Source organism: Hymenobacter sp. PAMC 26628, assembly GCF_001562275.1.
In the GTDB taxonomy this organism is placed as follows: domain Bacteria; phylum Bacteroidota; class Bacteroidia; order Cytophagales; family Hymenobacteraceae; genus Hymenobacter.
Genome location: NZ_CP014304.1, coordinates 257,300 through 279,527, shown reverse-complemented (window position 1 = coordinate 279,527; position 22,228 = coordinate 257,300). Strand labels below are relative to the sequence as shown.

General features: G+C 64.4%; 17 protein-coding genes and 1 pseudogene. 10 read left to right on the top strand and 8 right to left on the bottom strand.

Annotation, left to right across the window (positions count from 1 at the left end; translation table 11 throughout):
- Positions 1–40: 40 nt before the first annotated feature.
- The 7 genes from AXW84_RS24335 to AXW84_RS01570 form a co-directional block, all read right to left on the bottom strand.
- Positions 41–841, bottom strand: coding sequence for a hypothetical protein (locus AXW84_RS24335; protein WP_157886754.1), 801 nt, complete (start codon positions 839–841; stop codon positions 41–43).
- A gap of 21 nt (positions 842–862) precedes the next feature.
- Positions 863–2,269, bottom strand: coding sequence for a dihydrolipoyl dehydrogenase (gene lpdA / locus AXW84_RS01595; protein ID WP_068238806.1), 1,407 nt, complete (start codon positions 2,267–2,269; stop codon positions 863–865).
- Positions 2,270–2,873: 604 nt separating this feature from the next.
- Complete coding sequence (locus tag AXW84_RS01590; protein WP_068227785.1) at positions 2,874–3,422, bottom strand: DUF4126 family protein; 549 nt, start codon at positions 3,420–3,422, stop codon at positions 2,874–2,876.
- A gap of 101 nt (positions 3,423–3,523) precedes the next feature.
- Positions 3,524–5,215, bottom strand: a complete 1,692-nt coding sequence (gene odhB / locus AXW84_RS01585) for a 2-oxoglutarate dehydrogenase complex dihydrolipoyllysine-residue succinyltransferase (RefSeq protein ID WP_068227783.1) — start codon at positions 5,213–5,215, stop codon at positions 3,524–3,526.
- A gap of 114 nt (positions 5,216–5,329) precedes the next feature.
- Positions 5,330–8,254, bottom strand: coding sequence for a 2-oxoglutarate dehydrogenase E1 component (locus AXW84_RS01580; protein ID WP_068227781.1), 2,925 nt, complete (start codon positions 8,252–8,254; stop codon positions 5,330–5,332).
- 226 nt (positions 8,255–8,480) lie between these two features.
- Positions 8,481–9,494 (bottom strand): hypothetical protein, encoded by a 1,014-nt coding sequence (locus AXW84_RS01575; RefSeq protein ID WP_068227778.1) that lies wholly within the window; start codon positions 9,492–9,494, stop codon positions 8,481–8,483.
- 75 nt (positions 9,495–9,569) lie between these two features.
- Entirely contained in the window at positions 9,570–9,971 is a 402-nt protein-coding gene (locus tag AXW84_RS01570) for a hypothetical protein (RefSeq protein WP_068227776.1), read from the bottom strand.
- A 156-nt stretch (positions 9,972–10,127) separates the two neighbouring features.
- Between AXW84_RS01570 and AXW84_RS01565 the strand changes: the two genes are divergently transcribed.
- Positions 10,128–10,559: a hypothetical protein gene (locus AXW84_RS01565; protein WP_068227773.1), complete on the top strand. Its 432-nt coding sequence runs from the start codon at positions 10,128–10,130 to the stop codon at positions 10,557–10,559.
- 102 nt (positions 10,560–10,661) lie between these two features.
- Here AXW84_RS01565 and AXW84_RS01560 read toward each other — a convergent pair whose 3' ends face one another.
- Positions 10,662–12,197, bottom strand: coding sequence for a hypothetical protein (locus AXW84_RS01560; protein WP_068227770.1), 1,536 nt, complete (start codon positions 12,195–12,197; stop codon positions 10,662–10,664).
- 222 nt (positions 12,198–12,419) lie between these two features.
- Between AXW84_RS01560 and AXW84_RS01555 the strand changes: the two genes are divergently transcribed.
- The 9 genes and pseudogenes from AXW84_RS01555 to AXW84_RS01515 all read left to right on the top strand — a co-directional run bounded on the left by AXW84_RS01555 (position 12,420) and on the right by AXW84_RS01515 (position 22,191).
- Positions 12,420–13,196 carry a hypothetical protein gene (locus AXW84_RS01555; protein ID WP_068227767.1) on the top strand — a complete coding sequence of 259 codons (777 nt, stop codon included), beginning with the start codon at positions 12,420–12,422 and terminating at the stop codon, positions 13,194–13,196.
- Positions 13,197–13,237: 41 nt separating this feature from the next.
- A complete protein-coding gene (locus tag AXW84_RS01550) occupies positions 13,238–13,870 on the top strand; it encodes a hypothetical protein (protein ID WP_157886753.1) in 633 nt (210 codons plus the stop codon).
- A gap of 136 nt (positions 13,871–14,006) precedes the next feature.
- A pseudogene (locus AXW84_RS25425) lies at positions 14,007–14,198 on the top strand (CsbD family protein); the annotation flags it as partial.
- Positions 14,187–14,441 carry a CsbD family protein gene (locus tag AXW84_RS26470; RefSeq protein WP_442905606.1) on the top strand — a complete coding sequence of 85 codons (255 nt, stop codon included), beginning with the start codon at positions 14,187–14,189 and terminating at the stop codon, positions 14,439–14,441. The pseudogene AXW84_RS25425 and the gene AXW84_RS26470, both read left to right, overlap by 12 nt.
- Positions 14,442–14,519: 78 nt before the next feature.
- Positions 14,520–15,131, top strand: coding sequence for a hypothetical protein (locus AXW84_RS01535; protein ID WP_068227761.1), 612 nt, complete (start codon positions 14,520–14,522; stop codon positions 15,129–15,131).
- A 118-nt stretch (positions 15,132–15,249) separates the two neighbouring features.
- The gene (locus AXW84_RS01530) at positions 15,250–15,837 is read left to right on the top strand and encodes an RNA polymerase sigma factor (RefSeq protein WP_157886752.1); all 588 of its coding nucleotides are present in this window, start codon (positions 15,250–15,252) and stop codon (positions 15,835–15,837) included.
- A 177-nt stretch (positions 15,838–16,014) separates the two neighbouring features.
- Positions 16,015–17,079, top strand: coding sequence for a FecR family protein (locus tag AXW84_RS01525; protein WP_068227755.1), 1,065 nt, complete (start codon positions 16,015–16,017; stop codon positions 17,077–17,079).
- Positions 17,080–17,120: 41 nt separating this feature from the next.
- Positions 17,121–20,585 carry a SusC/RagA family TonB-linked outer membrane protein gene (locus AXW84_RS01520; protein ID WP_068227752.1) on the top strand — a complete coding sequence of 1,155 codons (3,465 nt, stop codon included), beginning with the start codon at positions 17,121–17,123 and terminating at the stop codon, positions 20,583–20,585.
- Between the two features lie 109 nt (positions 20,586–20,694).
- Positions 20,695–22,191 carry a RagB/SusD family nutrient uptake outer membrane protein gene (locus AXW84_RS01515; protein WP_068227749.1) on the top strand — a complete coding sequence of 499 codons (1,497 nt, stop codon included), beginning with the start codon at positions 20,695–20,697 and terminating at the stop codon, positions 22,189–22,191.
- Positions 22,192–22,228: the final 37 nt, after the last annotated feature.

Genomic DNA, 22,228 nt, shown 5'->3' with positions numbered 1-22,228 from the left:
AAAGCAGCAGAGGCAGAAGGAGCCTTGGGCGCTTTGTATTTTATTTTCCAACGCGCATTACCTTGCCATTCTGATATCGGTAGCGGCCTAGTGGTAAGGCAGTCAGCGTAGCGCAAGTAGTTGAATCTGGCTTACCAACCTTTTTAATTGGCCCAACGACTATCTCGTGGTTACGCATGACTACTTCCCGGCCACAGATTACGTCCAGCTCATCAACCAGCGTGCCCTCACTGCCTTCACCGTGTCTTTCGTCCTCTACCTCGGTCCAGCCTCGCAATAGTAAAATCGGTTTGTTGGAAATATCTAACACGGCTTTGTAGACCCATCGGCCTCCACTCCCGGAGCCCATACTATAAGTTTCAGCTGTCACTAAAATTTCGGGTCCTCCCTGACTGTCCAAATTGGCCGTGTCCAAGGAAATGTTAACATTGCCACTACGCCAATGGTCGCCATCCAACTCTGGAAGAGCCATGTCAATTTCAATCCAGGTATTTGAAACTGAGCTTGACTTGTAAAAAAGCCGGGGTGCTTGCTCCACTTCTCGCACTTCCAGAAAGCGTCCGAGGAGGGTATCAATCTTCATTCCGCTTTCAGGCGCCGCTCGCATCCCTAATAGGTCAACCTGCTGCCAAGCCAATTGTAGTGGACCAATACTATCACGAATTACAGTATTGGTCATTGCAGTTGGCATTACAAAAAGCACTGATGCTGCCATTGTTTTCGACTCAGGAGCTGGTATCTGAATCTGAACAGGCTGCTTAGTTTTACAACCCACCAAAAAAACAACGGCAGCCGCTATTGCTAGTCGGCTGCCGTTGCTCAGATTTTGTCTTGTGCGCATAAAGACAAAGAAAGCGCACAATTACATGTGGATGGCGCGGTTTTCGGTCGCGGCGAGGCAGGCTTCTTTCATGGCCTCGGCGTAGGTGGGGTGGGCGTGGCTCATGCGGGCCACGTCCTCGGCGGAGGCGCGGAACTCCATGGCCGTCACGGCCTCGGCGATGAGGTCGGCGATGCGGGGCCCGATCATGTGCACGCCCAGGATTTCGTCGGTCGTCTTGTCGGCCAGCACCTTCACGAAGCCGTCGGTGTCCATGCTGGCGCGGGCGCGGCCGCTGGCTTTGAAGGGGAACGAGCCCACTTTGTAGGCCTTGCCGTCCTGCTTCAGCTGCTCCTCGGTGTAGCCCACACCGGCTACCTCGGGCCAGGTGTACACCACGCCGGGGATGAGCAGGTAGTTGATGTGCGGCTTCTGGCCAGCGATGGTTTCGGCCACGAACGTGCCTTCCTCCTCGGCTTTGTGGGCCAGCATGGCCCCGCGCACCACGTCGCCGATGGCGTAGATGCCCGGCACGTTGGTTTGCAAATGCGCGTCGACTTTGATGCGGCCGCGCTCTTCCATCTGCACGCCGGCGGCTTCCAGGTTCAGGCCCGCCGTGTAGGGCGAGCGGCCCACGGCCACGAGGCAGTAGTCGCCCTCCAGCTTGATTTCTTCGCCCTTGGGCGAGGTAGCCGTCACAGTCACGGTATCGCCCTGGCGGACGGCTCCGGTCACCTTGTGGCTCATGTAGAACTGAATGCCGATTTTGCCCAGCACCCGCTTCAGCTCCTTGCCCAACGACAAATCCATCGTCGGGATGATGCTATCGGTGTATTCCACAATGGACACCTTGGTGCCCAGGCGGGCGTACACCGAGGCCAGCTCTAGGCCGATGACGCCGCCGCCCACCACCACCATGCTGCCCGGCACCTCGCGGATGTTCAGGGCCTCGGTGCTGGTGATGATGCGCTGCTTGTCCTGCTGGATGAACGGCAGTACCGTGGGCTTCGAGCCGGTGGCGATGATGACGTTCTTGGTTTCAATCGTTTGGGCTTCGCCGCCGCTGGTGGGCGCAATGCTGATATGGTTTTTGTCAACGAACGAGCCGAGGCCTTGCAGCACGTCGATTTTGTTCTTCTTCATCAGGTAGGCGATGCCATCCACGTTGGCCTTCACCACGCCGGTCTTGCGGTCAATCATCTGCGGCATGTTCACCTGGAGGTTGTCCAGCTCGATGCCGTGCTCCTTGAACGTGGTATGCGCGTTGTGGTAATGCTCGGTGCTGTCGAGCAGCGCCTTGCTCGGAATGCAACCCACGTTGAGGCAGGTGCCGCCCAGGGTGGGGTATTTCTCGATCAGAGCGGTTTTGAAGCCGAGCTGGGCGCAGCGAATGGCCGCTACGTAGCCGCCGGGGCCGCTACCGATTACCGTAACGTCGTACTGGTTCATATAAAGCGAAAAGGTCGGTTGAATGCCCAAAGGTACGGCGAAACCGGCCGCCTCGGGGGCCCCGGGGGCCCCCGGGGCCCCATAAAACCCAAAGAGCCCAGCCGTATCATGGCTGGGCTCTTTGGGTTTCTTTATCCCAATAATTGAGGTATTCTGCGTTGGCGCGTAGGATTCGCAGGCCATGGCCAGGTGGGTGCCGCGCGTGCTCACCACCAGGCAGATGAACTTGGTGGCGCTGGTGCTGGGCTTGAGCAGGTGCAGCTGGTTGGTCAAGTTAAGCAGGAGGTCCTTGACCGTCTCGCGTTGCAGCTTGCAGGGCGGCCACGGCCTTCTGCTTTTACTTGGCCACCGCTGTGTTGCGGGCCGTCGTCGTGTTGGGGTTGATGGCCGGCGAGTTCGAGTGCGGGGCTGGGGTCATGCAAGAGGTGGCGGCCATCACCGCCAGCAGCTACGGCAAGTCGGCGAGGGCATTTTGAGCAGCTTAGCTGGCAGGAAAATTCATAGCGAAGCTGTTTTACCCCGTACGGTTGGTCTAAGCAAAAAAAGCCCGGCGTGCAAACCTGCACGCCGGGCGTTGCCGTCGCGGCAACCACTTGCCGGGCCCCTATTTCTTGGCCTGCGCCGCCACCCAGGCTGAGCCGCCGGCTACCACCAGCGCGTCTTCACCCAGGCCCACGAGCGACGTGTGGGTATGCGTGCGCTCGCTGATGGTTTTGCGCAGCCAGAACGTGAGGAATGTGGAGGCCACCGCCCCCAGGCTGCCCACCAGGGCCCCGCTCAGGGCGTTGCCGCCGCGGGCTTTGTAGAGCGTGGCCCCCACCAGGGCCCCCGAGGCAGCCCGGGCCCCCAGCTGCTGGGGCTCGGTGCGGTTGCCCGTTTTGGGCGACTTGTCGCCCACGAACTCCAGGCCCAGCAGGCCCTTGAGGGTGCTAGCCACGGTGGCGTTTTGCAGGAAACGAAGCGGTGACTTGGCCAAGCCCTTGGGCCGGGCCTGCCTACTCAGGTAGTGGCTGAGGAAGGTGGGGCCGCTGGTGGTGCGCATGCCCGACAGGGCGGCTAGGCCCAGTACGGGCCAGAAGCGGGCGGTGGGCGCTGGCTTGGGCCAGTTAGCGTCCTTGTTGAACTTGGCGGCTTTCGGTTTCTTGGCTTTCATAAAAAAGTTAAGGCTACGGGCCGGGCGCATGTGCCCGGCCCGTAGCCTTAACGGAAACCGCGGCCCGAAGGCTGGTTTTTTTACGCTACCCGCTGGGGGCCCTACACGCCCAGCAGCAGGCGGGTGGGGTCTTCGAGCAACTCCTTCACCCGCACCAGAAAGCTGACGGATTCGCGGCCGTCGATGATGCGGTGGTCGTAGCTGAGGGCCAGGTACATCATGGGCCGAATCACCACTTGGCCGTTCTCGGCGATGGGGCGCTGGATGATGTTGTGCATCCCCAGGATGGCCGACTGCGGGGCGTTGATAATGGGCGTGCTCAGCATCGAGCCGAAAACGCCACCGTTGGTGATGGTGAACGTGCCGCCCGTCATCTGCTCGATGGTGAGTTTATTGTCGCGGGCCAGCACAGCCAGGCGCACTACTTCTTTTTCAATGCCGTCAAACGAGAGCTGTTCGGCGTTGCGGATCACGGGCACCACCAAGCCCTTGGGGGCCGACACGGCGATGCTGATGTCGCAAAAGTCGTTGTACACCAAGTCAGTGCCGTCGATTTGGGCGTTTACGGCGGGCCACTCTTTCAGGGCCACGCACACGGCCTTGGTGAAGAACGACATGAAGCCCAGGCCCACGCCGTTTTTCTCCTTGAACTTGTCCTTGAACTTGGTGCGCAAGTCCATGATGGGCTGCATGTTCACCTCGTTGAAGGTGGTGAGCATAGCCGTTTCGTTTTTCACGGCCACCAAGCGGCGGGCCACCGTTTTGCGCAGGTTACTCATGCGCTCGCGGCGCTGGCCACGGCTGCCGGCCAGGGCAGCGGATGCCGCTGCCGGGGCCGCCGCGGGCGCCGCCGGAGCAGCTTGCGGAGCAGCTTGCGGAGCAGCTTGCGGAGCGGGAGCGGCGGGCTTGGCCTGCGCGTTTTGAGCATCTTCCTTGGTGATGCGGCCGTCGCGGCCCGAGCCGGCCACGTCGGCGGCGGATACGCCCTTCTCGCCTAAGATTTTACCGGCGGCCGGCGAGGGCACGCCCGTAGCGTACGTTGCGGCGCTGGGCGCGGCGGGCGCTTGGGCCAGGGGCACGGCCGCTGCCGGGGCGGCGGGGGCCGCAGCCGCCGAGGCCCCGCTGCCGCTTTCGATGCGGGCAATCAGGGCCCCGATGCCGATGGTTTCGCCCTCCTGGGCGGCGTGGCGCAGAATGCCTTCGGTATCGACGGGCAGCTCAAACGTGGCTTTGTCCGACTCCAGCTCGGCAATCACTTCGTCGCGTTTCACGAAAGCCCCATCGGGCTTCAGCCACTTGGCAACGGTTACTTCCGTGATGGACTCGCCGACGGCGGGAATCGTCATTTCCACGGTGCCGCCACCGCCAGCGGCGGGGGCAAGTGCCACCACCGGAGCCGCGGTCGGGCTTCCGCCGGGGCGGTCGGCCGGGGCCCCACCGTAGCCAGCCTGGTCGCTGGCCTGCGGGTTTTCTTCACCTTTCGTCAGCGGGTCGGTCGCGGAGGCGGCCGGGGCCGCAGCAGTAGGGGCCGCATCGGCGGGGGGCCCAGTGGCCTCGCTGCCACCGTCGAGCTCGGCAATGGTGGTGCCGATGCCGATGGTTTCGCCTTCGGCCACCCGAATTTTCAGTACACCAGCAGCCTCAGCGGGCAGCTCAAACGTGGCTTTGTCGGATTCAAGCTCGGCAATTACCTCGTCGCGCTTCACGGCGTCGCCGTCTTTTTTCAGCCACTTGGCAATGGTTACTTCCGTGATGGACTCGCCAACGGCGGGAATTTTGATTTCGGTGGGCATGAGCAACAGGTGGGGAAAGCGTCTGGAAGGTGTAAGTTAGAGAAGCAAGGGGGCCCCGGCAGGGAGAGGGCCAAGGCGGCCAACCGCACAATGGCCGCGGCTCGCTTAGTACGGCTAGTCCTGCTTTTTGGCGATTGCGGCCGTTTCCTTTATTTGCTCGGTGGCCACGGCTTCCTTGGGGTTGTCGAAGGCGCGGGCCACGAGGTCTTTCTGCTCCTTGATGTGGATTTTGTTGTAGCCGGTGGCCGGCGAGGCCGAGGGCTTGCGGGCTACCACGTCCTCCAGCTCGCGGCGCATGAAGCGGAGCAGGTAGTTCCAGTAGCCCATGTTCTCGGGCTCCTCTTGTACCCAGTACACCTTGGCTTTGGGGTACTTGGCCAGCTCGGCCTGCAATTGTTGCTGCGGAAAGGGGTGCAGCTGCTCCACGCGCACCAGGGCCACGTCGGTGCGGTTGCTGGTGCGCTGCTCGTCGAGCAGGTCGTAGTACACTTTGCCCGAGCACAGCAGCACGCGCTTCACTTTCCTGGCTTCGGCGTAATCGTCGGCCAGCACCTCGCGGAAGCGGCCGCTGGTGAACTCGTCAATCGGCGACACGCACAGCGGGTTGCGCAGCATCGACTTGGGCGACATCACCACCAGCGGCTTGCGGAAGCTCCACGTCAGCTGGCGGCGCAGCAGGTGGAAGAAGTTGGCCGGCGTGGTCACGTTGGCCACCACAATGTTGTTCTCGGCGGCGAGCTGGAGGAAGCGCTCGGGGCGGGCGTTGGAGTGCTCGGGGCCCTGGCCCTCGTAGCCGTGAGGCAGCAGCATCACCAGGCCGTTCATGCGCTGCCACTTGCTCTCGGAGCTCACCACGAACTGGTCGATCATGGTTTGGGCCCCGTTGGCGAAGTCGCCGAACTGCGCTTCCCACACCACCAGGGCCGTGGGGTTGGCCATGCCGTAGCCAAATTCGAAGCCTAGTACCGCGTACTCGCTCAGCAGCGAGTTGAAGATGCTCAGCTGCTGGTGCTCACCCTCCAGGTGGTTCAGCGAGTTGTAGGGCGCCGAGGTTTCGGCGTCGTGCAGCACGGCGTGGCGGTGCGAGAACGTGCCGCGCTGCACGTCCTGGCCGCTCACGCGCACGATGTGGTTTTCGGTCAGCAGCGAGCCGTAGGCCAGTAGCTCGCCGGCGGCCCAGTTCAGCACGCGGGTTTCGTAGAACATCTTGCGGCGCTCACGCAGCAAGTTGTCAATCTGCTTGATGGGCTTGAAGCCGTCGGGAATCGTGGTCAGGGCCTTGGCCACCTTCGCCACCACTTCCTCCGACACGCCGGTTTCAGGCGATTGGGCGAAGTCTTCGTTGGTGCTGCGGCGCAGGCTACGCCACTCATTTTCCAGGGCCTGGTACTTATAAGGCAGCGGTTTCTGCTTCACCAAGTCGAGGCGGGCTTGCAGCGTATCGCGGAACTCCTTGTCCATCTGGTTGGCCAGCTCGGCGTCCACGTCGCCGCGCTGCACCAGCGTGGCGTTGTACACCTCGCGCGGGTTCTGGTGCTTCGAGATGATGTTGTAGAGCGTGGGCTGGGTGAACTTGGGCTCGTCGGACTCGTTGTGGCCGTGGCGGCGGTAGCACACCATGTCGATGAAGAAATCGGCGTGGAACTGCTGGCGGTACTCGGCGGCGAGCTGCGCGGCAAATACCACGGCCTCCGGGTCGTCGCCGTTGACGTGAATCACCGGCGCGTCAATCATCTTGGCCAGGTCGGTGCAGTAAATCGACGAGCGGGCGTCCTCAAAATCAGTGGTAAAGCCCACCTGGTTGTTGATGACGAAGTGCACCGTGCCGCCGGTTTTGTAGCCTTCCAGCTGCGACATCTGGGTCAGCTCGTAGCCGATGCCCTGGCCGGCCAGCGCCGCGTCGCCGTGGATGAGGATGGGCAGGATTTTGTGGTAGTCGCCGGCGTACTGGTGCTCGATTTTGGCGCGCACAAAGCCTTCCACTACCGGGTTCACCGCCTCGAGGTGCGAGGGGTTGGGGGCCAGCTTCAGGTTAACTTTCTTGCCATTAGCCGTTTCCACCTCCGACGAGTAGCCCATGTGGTACTTCACGTCGCCGTCGCCCATGGTGAGGTCGGGGATGGCCGTGCCCTCAAACTCCGAGAAAATCTGCTCGTACGTTTTGCCCATGATGTTGGCCAGCACGTTCAGGCGGCCGCGGTGGGCCATGCCAATCATCACTTCCTGCACCCCCAAATCAGCGCCCTTGCCAATGATGGCGTCCAGGGCCGGAATGGTGGTTTCGCCGCCTTCGAGCGAGAAGCGCTTCTGCCCCAAGAACTTGGTGTGCAAGAAGTTCTCGAACACCACCGCCTCGTTCAGCTTCTTGAGGATGCGCTTTTTGTACTCCACGCCGGGGTTGAAGGCCAGGGCTTCGCGCTCGATTTTCTCGCGCAGCCAGTCCAGCACCTCCGGGTCGCGGATGTACATGTACTCGAAGCCCACCGTGCCGGTGTAAATTTTTTCCAGCGCCGCAATGATGTCGCGCAACTTGGCCTGGGGCCCCAGGCCCAGCATTTCGCCGTTGCGGAAAGCCGTGTCCAAGTCGGCGTCGCTCAGCCCAAAGTCGGGCAGGTCGAGGCGGGGCTGGCGGTCCTTGCGCTCGCGCACCGGGTTGGTTTTGGCGCGCAGGTGGCCGCGGCTGCGGAAGGCGTGGATGAGGTTGCGGACGGCCGTCTCCTTGTCGCTGGGCGCACTTTCGCTGCTCACTAGGCCGGCCGGGGCGTTGTTGGTCGAGGCCACGGTGTTCAGCACGCCGTAGTCGTTGGGCTGGGGCGCGGCCGGCGCAGCGGGCGCCGTTACCAGGCCGGCGGGCGCCACCGCAGCACCGTTGCCATTGGTGGCCGGGGCCCCCTCGGCTGGGAATTGCTGCGAGAAATCAAACCCTTCGAAAAATTTGCGCCAGCCAAAATCTACCGATTCGGGGTTTTGCTGGTACGCTTGGTACAGGGTTTCGATGGCCACCGCATCAGCGTTGGCGATATACGAGTAGGAATCCATGGGCGAAAGTGCTGGGTGGGTATGGCAGCGCAAAAGTAAAAGGCCTGAAAACAAAGCCCAAACCTATAACCGGGTTTACAAATGGACCTATTTACCAAATACATAAGTTTGAATTCGGCTTTCGATGCTACCCCATTTTACTGGCAATCTATCAATAAAATGCCATTTTATTGAAGAACGCGTCCCGGGGCCCCCAAATTGTGCTAGAAATGGTTTGCGCTGGCTCTTAATCCCTTATCGGCCCTGCCCAATGCGCCACGGAGCGGGGCGTACCATCGGGGGCATACAGCAAGCTGAGGGGTTGAGCGGGGTCGCGGTTGACGTCGGCGGGCGTGATGCCCCAGCGGTGCCACAGTTCGGCCAGGGCCTGGGCGTAGGCGCCGTTTTCCCAGGGGTTGAAGATGGCCACGCCCACGTCGTCAATCAGCGCGTCGAATACTAGGTGCGTGTCGCCGGGCCGCGGGTGGCGCGGGTACAGGTCGGGCACCATGTGCAGTAAGTGCGCCGCGTAGTACACCCGCGCCTTGAACTCGGCCACCTGCACTGGGTGCAGGGGCCGCCGGGCGTCGGCGTACACCTGGCGCATGGCCTGGCCAATCAGGCCGATGTCGGCCAGGCACGCCACCAGCACCGACTGCCCCATTTTAATACTGAACACCAGCGTGTTGAGGTCGTCGTCGTACTCAAAAGGCACCGCATCCTCGGCCGGGTCTACTTCGAGCACGAACACCGAGCCGGGCACAAAGTCGGCGTACTCGGTGGGCACGCGCAGGCCTTGGAGTAGCTGGAAAAACACCTGAAACTTGCGCAGCAGCGCCGCGTTTTCGGCCAGTGGGTAGCGGGGCCGGATGAGGGGCGCTAATTCGGTGAGCAGCTCGGTGATGAAGATGCCGTAGAACATCTTGCCCAACCACAGAAACAGCGTGTCGTCGCCGAGGGCACGCAGGGCGTCGGGGCCCTCGGCAGCGGCGGCGGCCACGGTGGCCTCCAGCGCTTCGAGGCGCGGGCGCACCGCGGGGCTGGCCGGCAGGCACAGGTCGCGGAAGGCCACGGTGCTTTGATCGAGGAGCTGGATGGGCCGGTCGGCCAGTCCGTAATGCACTTGCAGCCAGTCGGCAAACACGGGCACGGTGTCGGCGGGCCCCACGGGCTGCCCGCTGAGGAAGCACGTGGCGGGGCCGAAGCGCATGCCCTCAAACGGGTCGTAGGGCGTGAGGTCGGCGGGGGAGAAATCGGGCATAAAGGCAGAAGCGCGAACTTGGCCGCGGCGGGCGGCAAAGTTCGCGCTTCTGGGCGGCACGCGGCCGGCGGGTGGCTACCGCGACAACGAATTAGCCGCTTTGCGCAGCAGCGTGCCCAGGTTGCCGAGCGGCCCGGCGTAGTTGCCGGGGGCCGTTTCGGCCACTTTGATGGTTTCGGCGCTGAGGCTGGCCAGCAGCTCGGCCACTTCGTGCGAGGCGGCGTTGGGGCCGCTCAGCAACTCGCCGAGCTGGCCGAGCTCCTGGGTTATTTTGGCCAGGCCCGGACGGTCTGATGACGCCAGCACGGCGGCCCAACGGTCAATCTCGGTGCTGCCGGGGCCATCGGCTTTGGCGGGTAAGCCATGGCTAAGCAGGGCCAAGGTATCGTCGAGCAAGGCGGTGGCCTGTTGGTCAGTTACCGACAAGGGCACGGCGGGCTGGGCGGCGTTGGACGGGGTGGCGGCGGTAGAATCCATGGGGTCGGCAGTTTGGGAAGATTAGATGACGGGCTATACTTGCCAGCCGCCCAAAAAGTTAAAAAACCGTTGCCGGGGGCCCCCACGGTTGGGTTACCTTTTGGCGGCACAGCTGATTACCGACCGCATTCTCACCCCACTTTTGTTTTTAATCCCATGCAAGTTTCCTTCAAAACCCTGATTGCCGCCACCGCCGTTGCCCTGTCTGCCACCGCTTGCAGCACCGACACCACCAAAACCACCGAGCAGACCGCTGATGGCAGTACCACGGCGACCGTAACCACCGATAGTTCGGCCATGACGGCCACCCAGGCCGGTGCCGCCGCCGGTGCCGCCGTCGACAACGCTTCGGCCAACCTGAAAGAAGGTGCTCAAACCGCCGGTGCCAAAATGGACGCCACTGGTGCCAAAATGGGCGCCAAGATGGACGCCGCTGGTGCCAAAATGGACGCCAACGCTACCGAAGCCAAAGCCAACACCAAGGAGGCCATGGACAAAGCCGGCCACCGCATGGACGCCCTGGGCGACGCCACCGCCAAGTCGGCCCGCGAAACCAAAGCCAACCTCAAGCAAGGCATGAACAACTAAGCAACCGGCTCGCGCCGCTGCGCCAAAAGCCTGGGCCCCTGCGGGGTTCAGGCTTTTTTTGTGCGCGCTACCAGCGGCGGGCACGGTTGCGGCTGGGGGCCCTCAACCGGTGGCTACCTCTAGTAGCACCTCGTAGTAGGGACGGCCCAGCATGCGGGCACGCAACCAGGCGTAGAAGCTTTGGATCTGCAAGTCTTCGCGCTCCAGGGGCCAGAATTCGGGCATTTGGGCTACTTTTTGGGCGAAGGCGGGGCGTTGGGCCACGGTGGGGTCTTCCAATATTTCGTGCACCAGGGCCAGGTAGCTGAGTACGTAGCGGTAGGCCCCCCCGGCGGCCGGGGCCCCGGCGGGCCCGGCGGGAAACCGCTCGCGCAGGCCGCGGTCGATGGCCCGCAGGCGGAGCAGCGCCACGTCGGCCGCGCCCAGCTCGAACTGGATGAGCAGCTCGCCCAAGTTGCGGTTCAGCAGCCATTCCAGGCCCATGTGCTGCTCCAGCCAGTAGTCGGTGCGGCCCAGGCGCAGCAGCACGTGGTTGGCTTTGTGGAAGTTGCCTTCGGCGAAGTAGTGAAACGTGAGTTGGAGGCGGGCCGTGATGGCGTCGAGCGCAGGCAGGGCGGGCGCGGCGCGCAGGGCCCCTTCCAGCAGGGCAATGCTTTCGGCATTGCGGCGAAGGAAGGCGTAGTTGGCGGCCAGCAAAAAGGTGAACCGGGGCCCAAACTCGACCAGCGGCCGGCCGCCGTCGGCCAGCACCGCCCGCCCCTGCTCAAGGTAGCGCACCGATTCGGCGAAGTGGCGCGTGCGGTACAGCGCGTGGGCCAGCATGTAGAGCAGCCGCAGCTGGTAGCCGCGCTGGGCCGGCGCGAAGCCGTGGCGGCGCGCCATCAGCCCGTAGCAGCGCTCGGCGAAGGGGGCGAACGAAGCAAAATCGCGCCGCACCAGCATGCCGCTGCGCGCAATGCTGAGCAGGCGGCACAGCAGCGAGGGCGAGCGGGCGAAGGCTTCCTGCAAGTCGTACTCGGCCAGGATTTCCTGCACAATGGCGTCGAACGCCGCCGCTGGGCGGCCCTGGGTGCGGGCCTCGCGCAGGCGGTGGCGCAGCAGGCTGTCGGCAATGTTGGCGCGCTCCTCCTCGTCGGCGGCTTTTTTGTTGGCGTGGCGGCGGCGCAGCACGTCGGGCAGGGGCTCGGCGTGGGGCGTGCCGGCGTGCTGGATTTGCAGGTTGTACACCGCGTTCAGGGCCTCGTACTGCTCGTGGTCGCGGGCCTGCTTTTCGGCCTTGCGCAGCGTGCCCCAGGCCAGGCGCGGCACGCCGGCCCCGAACAGGTACTGGGCCAGGGTAAGGTGCCCGCGCACGGCGGCGGCGGCCGTGGCGTCGTGCTGGCGCTGGCGCAGCACCAGGAAATCGGTGAGGTGCAGCAGCAGGCGCTTGCGCACGGCGTAGTAGGCCACGGCGTTGGGCCCCGCCGGGTAGAGGCGCGCCACCAGCGCGGCGGGCCCCAGGGCGGGGCCCGTCAGCAGTTCGTAGAGGCGCACGTCTTGGCGGCCGGCCACCCGCTGGCGCTGGCGCTGGAGAAACCGCCCAAACTCGGTGCGGTCGTCGGGGCTGAGGGTGAGCAGGGCAGTGCGGAGGTCGTCCATGGCCCACAAAGGAAGCGCAAAACCGGACCCGGATTTGCCGGGGCCCTGCAATATAGCGCTTTGCTAAAATGTCGGATACTATTCAGTTAATACACTGGTAATCACAGGGTATTTTGCCCTATGATTACCAGGGTAAAAGTCTGACGACTTGATTTTTTGGTGAACGGCGCGGGCCCGGGGCCCTGCACCTTTGGGCTACCTCTTCACCAAACCCTTTTTGCGATGTCGCTCCGTTTACTTTTCCTGTCCCTGGCCCTGCTAGTGGCCGCCGGCCATGCCCGGGCCCAAGACCTGCTCACCAAGCGCAACGGCGACGAGGTGCAGGTGAAAATCCTGGAAATCACGCCTTCGGAAGTGAAATACCGCCGCACCGACAACCCCGACGGCCCGCTCATCAGCGTGTACAAAACCGAGGTGTTCATGATTCGCTACGCCAACGGGGCCAAGGAAGTGTTTGGAACGGCCCCCGGGGCCCCCGCGGCGCCGTACCTGGCCGCGCCCGCGCTGGCCCCCACGCCGCACACGGGCCCCGACGTGCCCGGCGACGTAGTATTCCCCGACGAGGAGGTGCACCTCAGCGGCCCGCGCATCGGCTTCACCGTCCTCACCGCCGGGCCTCTGGACCGCGGCCGGCAGGAGCCAGGCTACCACGACCTTAACCCGTTCCTCACGCAGTTTGGCTGGCAGTTCGAAACGCGCTTGTTCCGGCTGCCCAACGGCGTGAGCGGCCTGGCCGAATTTGTGCCGCTGGTGGGCGGGCTCGAGCAGAACAAGTTCATCCCGAGCATCAGCGGCATCCTGGGCATCCGGGGGCCCAAGGGGTTTGAGTTCGGGCTGGGGCCCAACCTGACGCCCATCGGGGCCAACATCGTGCTGGCGCTGGGCACGTCGTTTCGCAGCAAAAGCGGCCTCAACTTCCCCGTCAACCTGGCCGTGGTGCCCGGCAACGGCGGGGCCCGCATTAGCCTGCTGGTAGGCTTCAATTCGCGGCATCGGTAGCGTTCAAATTTTTGATAATCAACCCATTTATTAACAAAGCCATGCAAAAGCTGCTGTTGCTACTCGTGGTGCTGGTGGGGGCCCTGCTGCCCGCCCAAGCCCGGGCCCAGGCGGCCCCCGGCACCGATACCATCCTGCGCCTCGACGGGCAGGAAATTCAGGGCCGCGTGGTGACCCTCACGCCCACGGTGCTGCGCTACCTGCCCGCCGCCCCGGCCGCGCCCGACACGCTGGCGCTGCCCGTGGCCGAGGTATTCCTGGTGCGCTACGCCAACGGCACCAAGGAGGTGCTGCACCCCGAGGCGGCCGCCGGGGGCCCCGCCGACTTGCTGCCGGGCCTCGACGCCGGGCAGCGGGTGGGGCTGGGCCGCCGCGACGCCGCCGCGCACTACAACCAGCACGGCCCGTACTGGGGCACCTTAGGAACTACGCTCTACGCCGGGCCGGTATTTGGCCTGGTGCCGGCGGCCATCATCAGCAGCATCGACGTGAAGGCCCGCAACTTCCAGTCCCCACAGCCGGCTTTGCTCGCCGACGCCGACTACCAGCGCGGCTACCAGCAGCAGGCCAACCGCACTAAGCGCCAGCGGGCCTGGGCCGGCTACGGCACCGGTGCGGGGGTGTGGGTGGTACTGGTGGCGGTGCTACTGACAGCGGCTGCCTCCCACTTGTAGGGCCCCACGGGGCACCAACAAAATTCCGGCTTCCGCCCGGCCCACGCTAACCAAACCGAAAGCGCGGCCGTACAACTCCCCACAACCTCCCTTCCCACCCCAGTCCTCTTTTTTAACCTTCAAAACATTCCCCGTCATGGACGTTAACAACAATAACCTGAACGATAACACCGAGCTGCAGGGCCGTGGCAACTGGAACCAGCTGAAAGGCGAAGCCAAGCAGAAATGGGGCAACCTCACCGACGACGACCTGACCTACGCCGATGGCAAGCAGGACGAATGGTACGGCAAGCTGCAAGAGAAAACCGGCAGCACCATCGACGAAATCAAAAACTGGTTCAACGGTAAAACCAACAGCGCCGATACCCAGGCCGACGTAAAAAGCACCGAGTACCAAGCCCGCGGCGACTGGAACCAAATCAAGGGCCAGGCCAAGCAGAAGTGGGGCAACCTCACCGACGACGACCTAACCTACCAGGAGGGTAAGCAAGACGAGTGGTTCGGCCAGCTGCAAGCGAAAACGGGCCACGCCATTGACGACATCAAGGACTGGTTCCACAAGACGTTCTAGGTTGACTTAAGTCCTTCCTTTCCACTGAAAAGTGCCTCTTTCGTTTCGGAAGGGGCGCTTTTTTTTAGCCCGCTGCTCATGCGCTACGTTTCCCTCGACCTCGAAACCAGCGGCGCCGACCCGCTGCGGCACCAAGTGCTGGAGCTGGCCGCCGTGGTGGAAGACACCAAGCGCCCGCGCCCGCTGGCGGAGCTGCCCACCTTCCGCCGGCTGCTGGTGCACCCCGAAATTGTGGGTACGCCGGGGGCCCTGGTGCTGAACGCGCGCCTGCTGGCCGAGCTGGCCGACGCCACCCTGGGGCCCCCGGCCGAGCGCTGCACGCCCGCCGAGGTGCTGCCGCAGCTGCGCGAGTTCCTGGTGGCCGAGGGCTTCCGGCCCGACCCCAAGGACCGGGTGCGCTTCATTTTGGCCGGCAAGAACGTGGCCGTGTTCGACCTGCTCTTTTTGCAGCAGCTGCCGGGCTGGGGCACGATTATTAAGTCGGAGCCCGCCACCATCGACCCCGCCCTGCTGTACCTCAACTGGCGCAAAGACAGCCGCTTGCCCAGCATGGCCATCGCCAAGGCCCGCGCCCAGTTCGACGACACCGCCGTGGCCCACGAAGCCCTGGCTGACGCCCTCGACGTGGTGCGGCTGCTGCGCCCATTCTACGAATTTGCGGTGTACAAGCGGGTGCGGGGCGAGGAGTAGGGCCCCGGCGGGCCACGAACTACTTTTGAAGCCCACCGCGGGGCGGGCCCGCCGTTGCTGGGGCCCCGCGGCCGTTGTTCGCCTCCCAAACCCCCCGGCCTTTCCCGCCGCCTACCCTGTGCACACCATCACCGAAGAGGCCGCCGCGCAGCTCTGGGACGCCTTCCGCGGCGGCGAGGCCCGGGCGCTGGCGGCCCTCTTCGAGGCCTACTACGACGCACTGTACGGCTACGGCCTGAAGCTGACCGGCGACGAGGAGCTGGTGAAGGACTGCATCCAAAACCTATTCCAGCAGCTTTGGCGGCGGCGCGCGGGCCTGCGCGCTGTGCAGGTCGTGAAGGCGTACCTGTTCAAGGCCTTCCGCCACCACTTGGCCGACGAAACCCAGCGGCTGCGGCAGCAGCACGCGCTGCCCGCCGGCCCCGACTCGTTCGAGGTGATCTACTCGCACGAGGAGTTCCTCATCGCCGAGCAAAGCGACGCCGAGCAGCGCGCCCGCCTGCTGGGGGCCCTCAACCGGCTCTCCAAGCGCCAGCGCGAGGCGCTGTACCTGAAGTTTTTCGACGGCTTTTCCTACGAGCGCATCGCCGAGGTGATGGCGCTTAACCCGCAATCGGTGCGCAACCTGGTTTTCAACGCCTTAAAAGCCATCCGGCGGATTATGCTGACGGTGCTGGCGCTGCTGTGCCTGCTGGGCGAGGGCTGAAAACGGCGCGCCGGGGGCCCCGGGTTGCGGCCTTTTTCGGTAACAATAAAAATATTTTTTGGACGCGATGAGTATAAAACCCGTCGTGGGCCGTGGTGAAGGTGAATGGGGTGCCGCGGCGGCTGCCGCACGCGCCCGGCCCGCTTGGGTCCCCCGCGTTTCGCCCGCTCCTTGCCCATGCCCTACGCTGCTTACTCGACCGACGATTTCCTGGCCGACGAATCCTTTCAGGCATTCGTGGCGGCGAGCGACCCCGCGGCCGTCGCGTTCTGGCAGGCCTGGGTGGAGCAGCACCCTGCCCAGGCGCCGGCGTTCCACGAAGCCGCGGCGGTGCTCCGGCTGCTGGCCGCTGGCCGCCCTGCGCCCGCCCCGGCCGCTTTAAAGCAAGCGGAGCTGGCCAAGCTGTGGTACGCTATGGTGCCGGCTGGAGCCCCAGCGTCGCGGCAGCTTGCGCTGCGCAGCCGCCGCGACGCTTACCGGCGTGGGGCCGCAGCGGCCTTGGTGGCGGTGCTGTTGGTAGTGGCCGGCCTGGGCTGGTGGCAGCGCCCCGCGGCGGCGCCCGCCTGGGCGCGCTACGCCACGGCCGCCGGCCAGCACCGGCAAGTGGTGCTACCCGATGGCTCCCGCGTGGTGCTGAACGGCAGCTCGGAGCTGCGCCTGGCCGCCGCCTGGCCGCCGGACCAGGGCCGCGAAGTGTGGCTCAGGGGCGAAGCCTATTTTGATGTTCAACACACGGCCCCGGCTCAGTTGAAGGCGGTGGCCGATGCGCCGGCCCAAGTCAAGTTTACGGTGCACGCGGGGGCCCTCGACGTGGCGGTGCTGGGTACGCAGTTCGACGTGCTGAGCCGCGCCGGCACCACCAAAGTGGTGCTCAACAGCGGCCAGATTGAGCTGCGCCGCACCGCCGGCCCGCCCGAACCGCTGCTGATGCAGCCGGGCGACCTGGTAGAGCTCGACGCCAACGCGCCCCGGGGGCCCCTGGCCAGGCGCGCTGTGCAAGCTGCCTTCTACTCGGCCTGGACCAGCGGGCACCTCGACTTTAACGACACGCCGGTGGCAGAAATCATCGCCGTGCTTGAAGACACCTACGGGCTGCAAATCACGCTGGGCAACCCCGCCCTACGGCGGCAAAAGCTGACTGGCTCGTTACCCAACCGCGACGTGGACGTGCTCCTGAATGCCCTGGGCAAGTCATTGGATGTCAAAGTACACCGTGCGGGCAACCGCGTGCGGCTTGATTAATTTTTGCGTATCTTCTTCTACCCTTTTCCCTACTCCCGCCCATGGTCCACTATACTCAATCGTTGAAGCTGCTGCCCCTGCTCCTGGCCGGGGGCCTGGCCGGGCGGGCGCAAAGCCCGGTGGTGGCCATGTTGCGGCCCGTGCAAAGCTCGCCGGCTCCGGAAGCAGCCCCCAGCCGGGCCGAGGCCCGCGGCACTTCGCTGGAAAGCCTGTTGCAGGCGCTCCAGAAAGAACACCACGCGTTCTTCTTGTACCGCAGCGAGTTGGTGCGCAACAAGTTCGTCGACCTCTACGCGCGCACCTTCGCTTCGTGGGAGGAAAAGCTGACCTACGCCATCACGGCGAGCGGCCTGCGGGTCGAGAAAACCGACCGCAACGTGTACGTCATCTCCGGCCCCAAACTTCCGGGGCCCCAGTCGCAAACGATTGCAACCGGTAGCGGCCCCAGCGCTCCGGCCGAAGAGCCGGTGGCCGCCAGCCCCGCCGCGGTGCCGGTAACCGGCCGCGTGACGGGCCCCGACGGCAGCGGCCTGCCCGGCGTGACGGTACTCGTGAAGGGCACCACCAACGGCGTATCGACCGACGTGAACGGCAACTTCACCCTCAGCCTACCCGACGCCAATGCCACGCTGGTCGTCTCGGCCGTGGGCTTCGTCACGCAGGAGCTGCCGCTGCAAGGCCGCACGCAGCTGAACGTGGTGCTGGTGACCGACGTGAAGGCCCTGGAGGAAGTGGTGGTGCTGGGCTACACCACCGAGCGCAAGGCCGACCTGACCGGCGCCGTGGCCCAGGTGAACCAACGCGACATCAACGCGCTGCCGGTAACCGGGGTCGCACAGATTTTGCAGGGCAAGGCGGCGGGCGTGTCCATCACGGCGGCCACCGGGGCCCCGGGCGAGGCCATCGCCGTGCGCATCCGCGGGGTGGGCACCATCAACGACAACAACCCGCTCTACATCATCGACGGCGTGCCGACCAAAGACGGCATCAACCAGATTTCGCCCAACGACATCGAGAGCATCAACGTGCTGAAGGACGCCTCGTCGGCCGCCATCTACGGGGCCCGGGCCTCGAACGGGGTAGTAGTGGTGACCACCAAGCGCGGCAAGTCGGGCAAGCCGCGCCTGAGCGTCAGCGCCTACACCGGCGTGCAAACGGCCACCAACCTCATCAAAATGGCCAACACCGACCAGTACGTGGCGGCCTACAACGTGGCCGCCGCCAACGACGGCCGGGCCCCTATTCCGGCCGCGGTGGCCGCCACACTGCCCAACGTGAACTGGCTGAAGGAGGTGCTGAAACCCGCCATGCAGCACAACGTGCAGCTGGATGTGAGCGGCGGCGGTGAGAACTCGCAGTACATCGTATCGGGCAGCTATTTGAAGCAGGACGGCCTGGTAAACAACTCGTCCTACGACCGGTACAACCTGCGCACGGCGGTGAGCAGCTCGCTCTCGAAGTACGTGAAGATTGGCACCAACGCGAACCTGTCGTACGCCAAAACCCGGCAGGTGGGCTCCTCCGGCGACGGCTTCGGCGACGGCAACCCGGGGGCCAGCATCGTGCGCTTTGCCCTGTTCCGCACGCCGGGCACGCCGGTTTATAACGACCAGGGCCAGTTCGTGGACCTGCCCACGGCGGGCGGCCAGCCGGCCTCGTCGTTTCTGGGCGACGGCATCAACCCGGTGGCCCTGGCCGACGCCACGGACCGCAACTTCAACGCCTACTCGGTGCTGGGCAACGCCTACGTGGAGGTGACGCCGGTGGCGCACCTGCGCATCCGCTCGGACTACGGCATCACGTTCCGCATCACCGATTACAAGCAGTTTTTCAAGACGTTCGGCATTGACCGCTCGTTCAACTCACCGGCGCAATTGGCGCAGTCCAACAGCACCGATTTCAACTTCAACTGGACCAACACCGCCATCTACGACCTATCGGTGGGCAAGAGCACCTTCGCTATTTTGGTTGGTAGTGAGGCCATTAAGAACAACTCCAGCGGCATCTCGGCCTCGCGCCGCGGCTACGTGGACCAGTCGCCCACGTTCCAGTACCTCGACAGCGGCACGGGCATCCAGCAGAACGGCGGCGGCGAGGCGCACTCCACGCTCCTGTCGGGCTTCGGCCGGCTGACGTATGATTACGACGGGCGGTACCTGGCCACGGTGAACTTCCGGCGCGACGGTTCTTCGCAGCTTTCGCCCGGCCTCAGGGCCCAAAACTTCGTGTCGGGCTCGGTGGGCTGGAACTTGGCGCAGGAGGAATTTCTGCGCAACATCGAGGCCATTTCGCTGCTGAAGGCGCGCGTGAGCGTGGGGCAGCTCGGCAACTCGGCCATCGGCAACTATCCCTACGCCTCGCTGGTGGGCAACACCGGCTACTACCCGTTCGGGGGCGTGTCGACGCAGGCGCTGAGCATCGTGACCAAGGGCAACCCGGACATCCGCTGGGAAACCAGCACCCAAACCAACTTCGGCCTCGACCTGGGTTTGCTGAAGGGGGCCCTGCAACTATCGGCCGACTACTTTATCAAGAACACGTCGAACGTGCTGCTCTTTTTGCCGCAGCCCAGCAGCGCCGGCAACGGCGGCAACCCGGCCGTGAACGCCGGCAAAATCCAGAACAAGGGCTTCGAGCTGGAGCTGAGCTACCGCAACACCGTGGGCAAAGACTGGCGCTACGGCGTGAGCGGCAACCTGGCCACGCTGCGCAACGAAGTGATTTCGCTGGGTAGCGCCTCGCCCATCGTGGGCGGCCGCATCGACAACAACTACTACGCCACGCTGACCACCGTGGGCCAGCCCATCGGCTCGTTCTACTTGCTGCAAACCGAGGGTATTTTCCAGACCGCGCAGGAGGTGTTCACGCACGCTTACCAGGGCCCCGGCATCCAGCCAGGCGACGTGAAGTTCCGCGACATCAGCGGGCCCGACGGGGTGCCCGATGGCGTGATTGACGGCTACGACCGCACCTTCGTGGGCAGCCCCATTCCGAAGCTGACCTACGGCCTGACGGGCAACGTGAGCTTCAAAAACGTGGACCTGAGCGTATTCTTCCAAGGCGTGCAGGGCAACAAGCTCTACAACCAGGTGAACACCGACATCGAGGGCTTTTACCGCGCCTTCAACCTAACCGAGCGGGCGGCCACCAATTACTGGACCGGCCCGGGCAGCACCAACCAATTTCCGCGCCTCTCCTGGACCGGGGCCTCCAACAACAAGCAGCCCTCCGACCGCTTCCTGGAGGATGGTTCGTACCTGCGCCTCAAGAACGTGCAGCTGGGCTACACGTTTGGCGAAAAGCTGCTTTCGCCCGTGAAAATCAGCTCGGTGCGCATCTACGCTAGCGTACAGAACCTGCTGACCTTCACCAAGTACACCGGCCTCGACCCCGAGCAGGGCACCAATAGCAACTCGGCCGGCGACGGCGTGCGGGCCACGGGCATCGACTTTGGCACCTACCCCTCGGCGCGCACCTTCACGGTGGGCATCAACGCTGGCTTCTGATTAGTTCTCAGCTGTTAGTTGCTGGCTGTTAGTTTTTTATTGTAACAACCAGCAACCGCTAACCAGCAAGAAACAACTGACAACCGACAACTAGCAACTGACAACTACCATGAAAATCCAACCCACCGCCCTCCTGCTGGGGGCCCTGTTAGTTACCTCGGCCGGCTGCAAAACCTTCCTCGACCAGCCCGTGCTGGGCCAGTACGAGGCCGGCCAGTTCTTCACCTCCGACACCAACGCCCTCCTGGCCGTGAACGCCGCCTACGTGCCCCTCTCGTTCCGCGACGCGTCGTCGAACGCGCTGTGGGTGCTCGGCGACGTGGCCTCCGACGACGCCGTGAAGGGCAGCAACCCCGGCGACCAGGCCGACTTCGAGAACATCGACATCTTCAACATCACGCCCATCAACGCGGCCGTGGAGGCCCAGTGGCGGCGCTACTACGACGGTGTGTTCAAGTGCAACGTGGTGCTCGACGGCCTGCCCGACGGCAACACCAGCATCAGCGCCGCGGTGCGGCAGCAGGCGGTGGGGCAGGCGCAGTTTCTGCGGGCCTACTACTACTTCCAGCTCACGGCGATTTACGGAAATATTCCGCTGCGCCTGAAGGTGGAAACGCCCGCGGAGCTCCAGAGCCCAGCCCTGCCCCAGGCCCAGATTTACGCCCAGGTGGAGGCCGATTGCCAGGCCGCCATCGCGGCGCTGCCCGCCACCTGGACCGGCGCCGACGTGGGCCGCGCCACCAAGGGCGCCGCCCAGGCGCTGCTGGCCAAAACCTACCTCTACGAGCAGAAGTGGGCCCTGGCCGCCACCACGGCCCAGGCCGTGGAGGCCTCGGGGACTTACGCCCTGCTGCCAGTGTTCGCCGACAACTTCCGGGCGGCGACGAAGAACAACAAGGAGGCCATTTTCTCGGTGCAGCACACGGCCGGCCTCAGCCCCAACCAGGGCAACAACCTGAACCAGTGGTTTGCCCCGCGCCCGCAGAACGGCTACGGCTTTTTCTACCCCACGCAGAGCCTGGTGGATAATTTTGAGAAAACCTCGGGCGGCGTCGTCGACCCGCGGCTGGACTACTCCGTGGGCCGCAGCGGGCAGTCGTTTTTCGGCGTGCCGTTTGACCCTACTTGGAGCACCACGGGCTACGTGTCGAAGAAGCACTTGCAGCCGCTGTCGGAAATTCCGACCACCACCAAGGGCGACGGCAACCTGAATTTCCAGGCCATCCGCTACGCCGACGTGCTGCTGATGGACGCCGAGGCTTCCAACGAAGCTGGCAACAGCGCCAACGCCCTAAAAGCCCTCAACCAAGTGCGCAAGCGCGCCCGTGAGAGTTATGTCTACGACACCAGCTTGCCCAACGCGGGCACCGTGCCCACCGGCCTGCTGCCCGACGTGACCCTGACCGACCAGGCCCAGCTGCGCGACGCCATCCGCCGCGAGCGGCGCGCCGAGTTGGCCCTGGAATTCCAGCGCTTTTTCGACATCACCCGCTACGGCCAGACCTACGCCCAGCAGGCCCTGGCCGACCGGCCGAACTTCAACTACGCCCGCAACCGGTTTTATCCCATCCCGCAGAGCGAGCGGGACACCAACAAAGGCTTGTAGCCGCCGCCTTTTCCCTCCCGCCCAACCCTCATCTTTT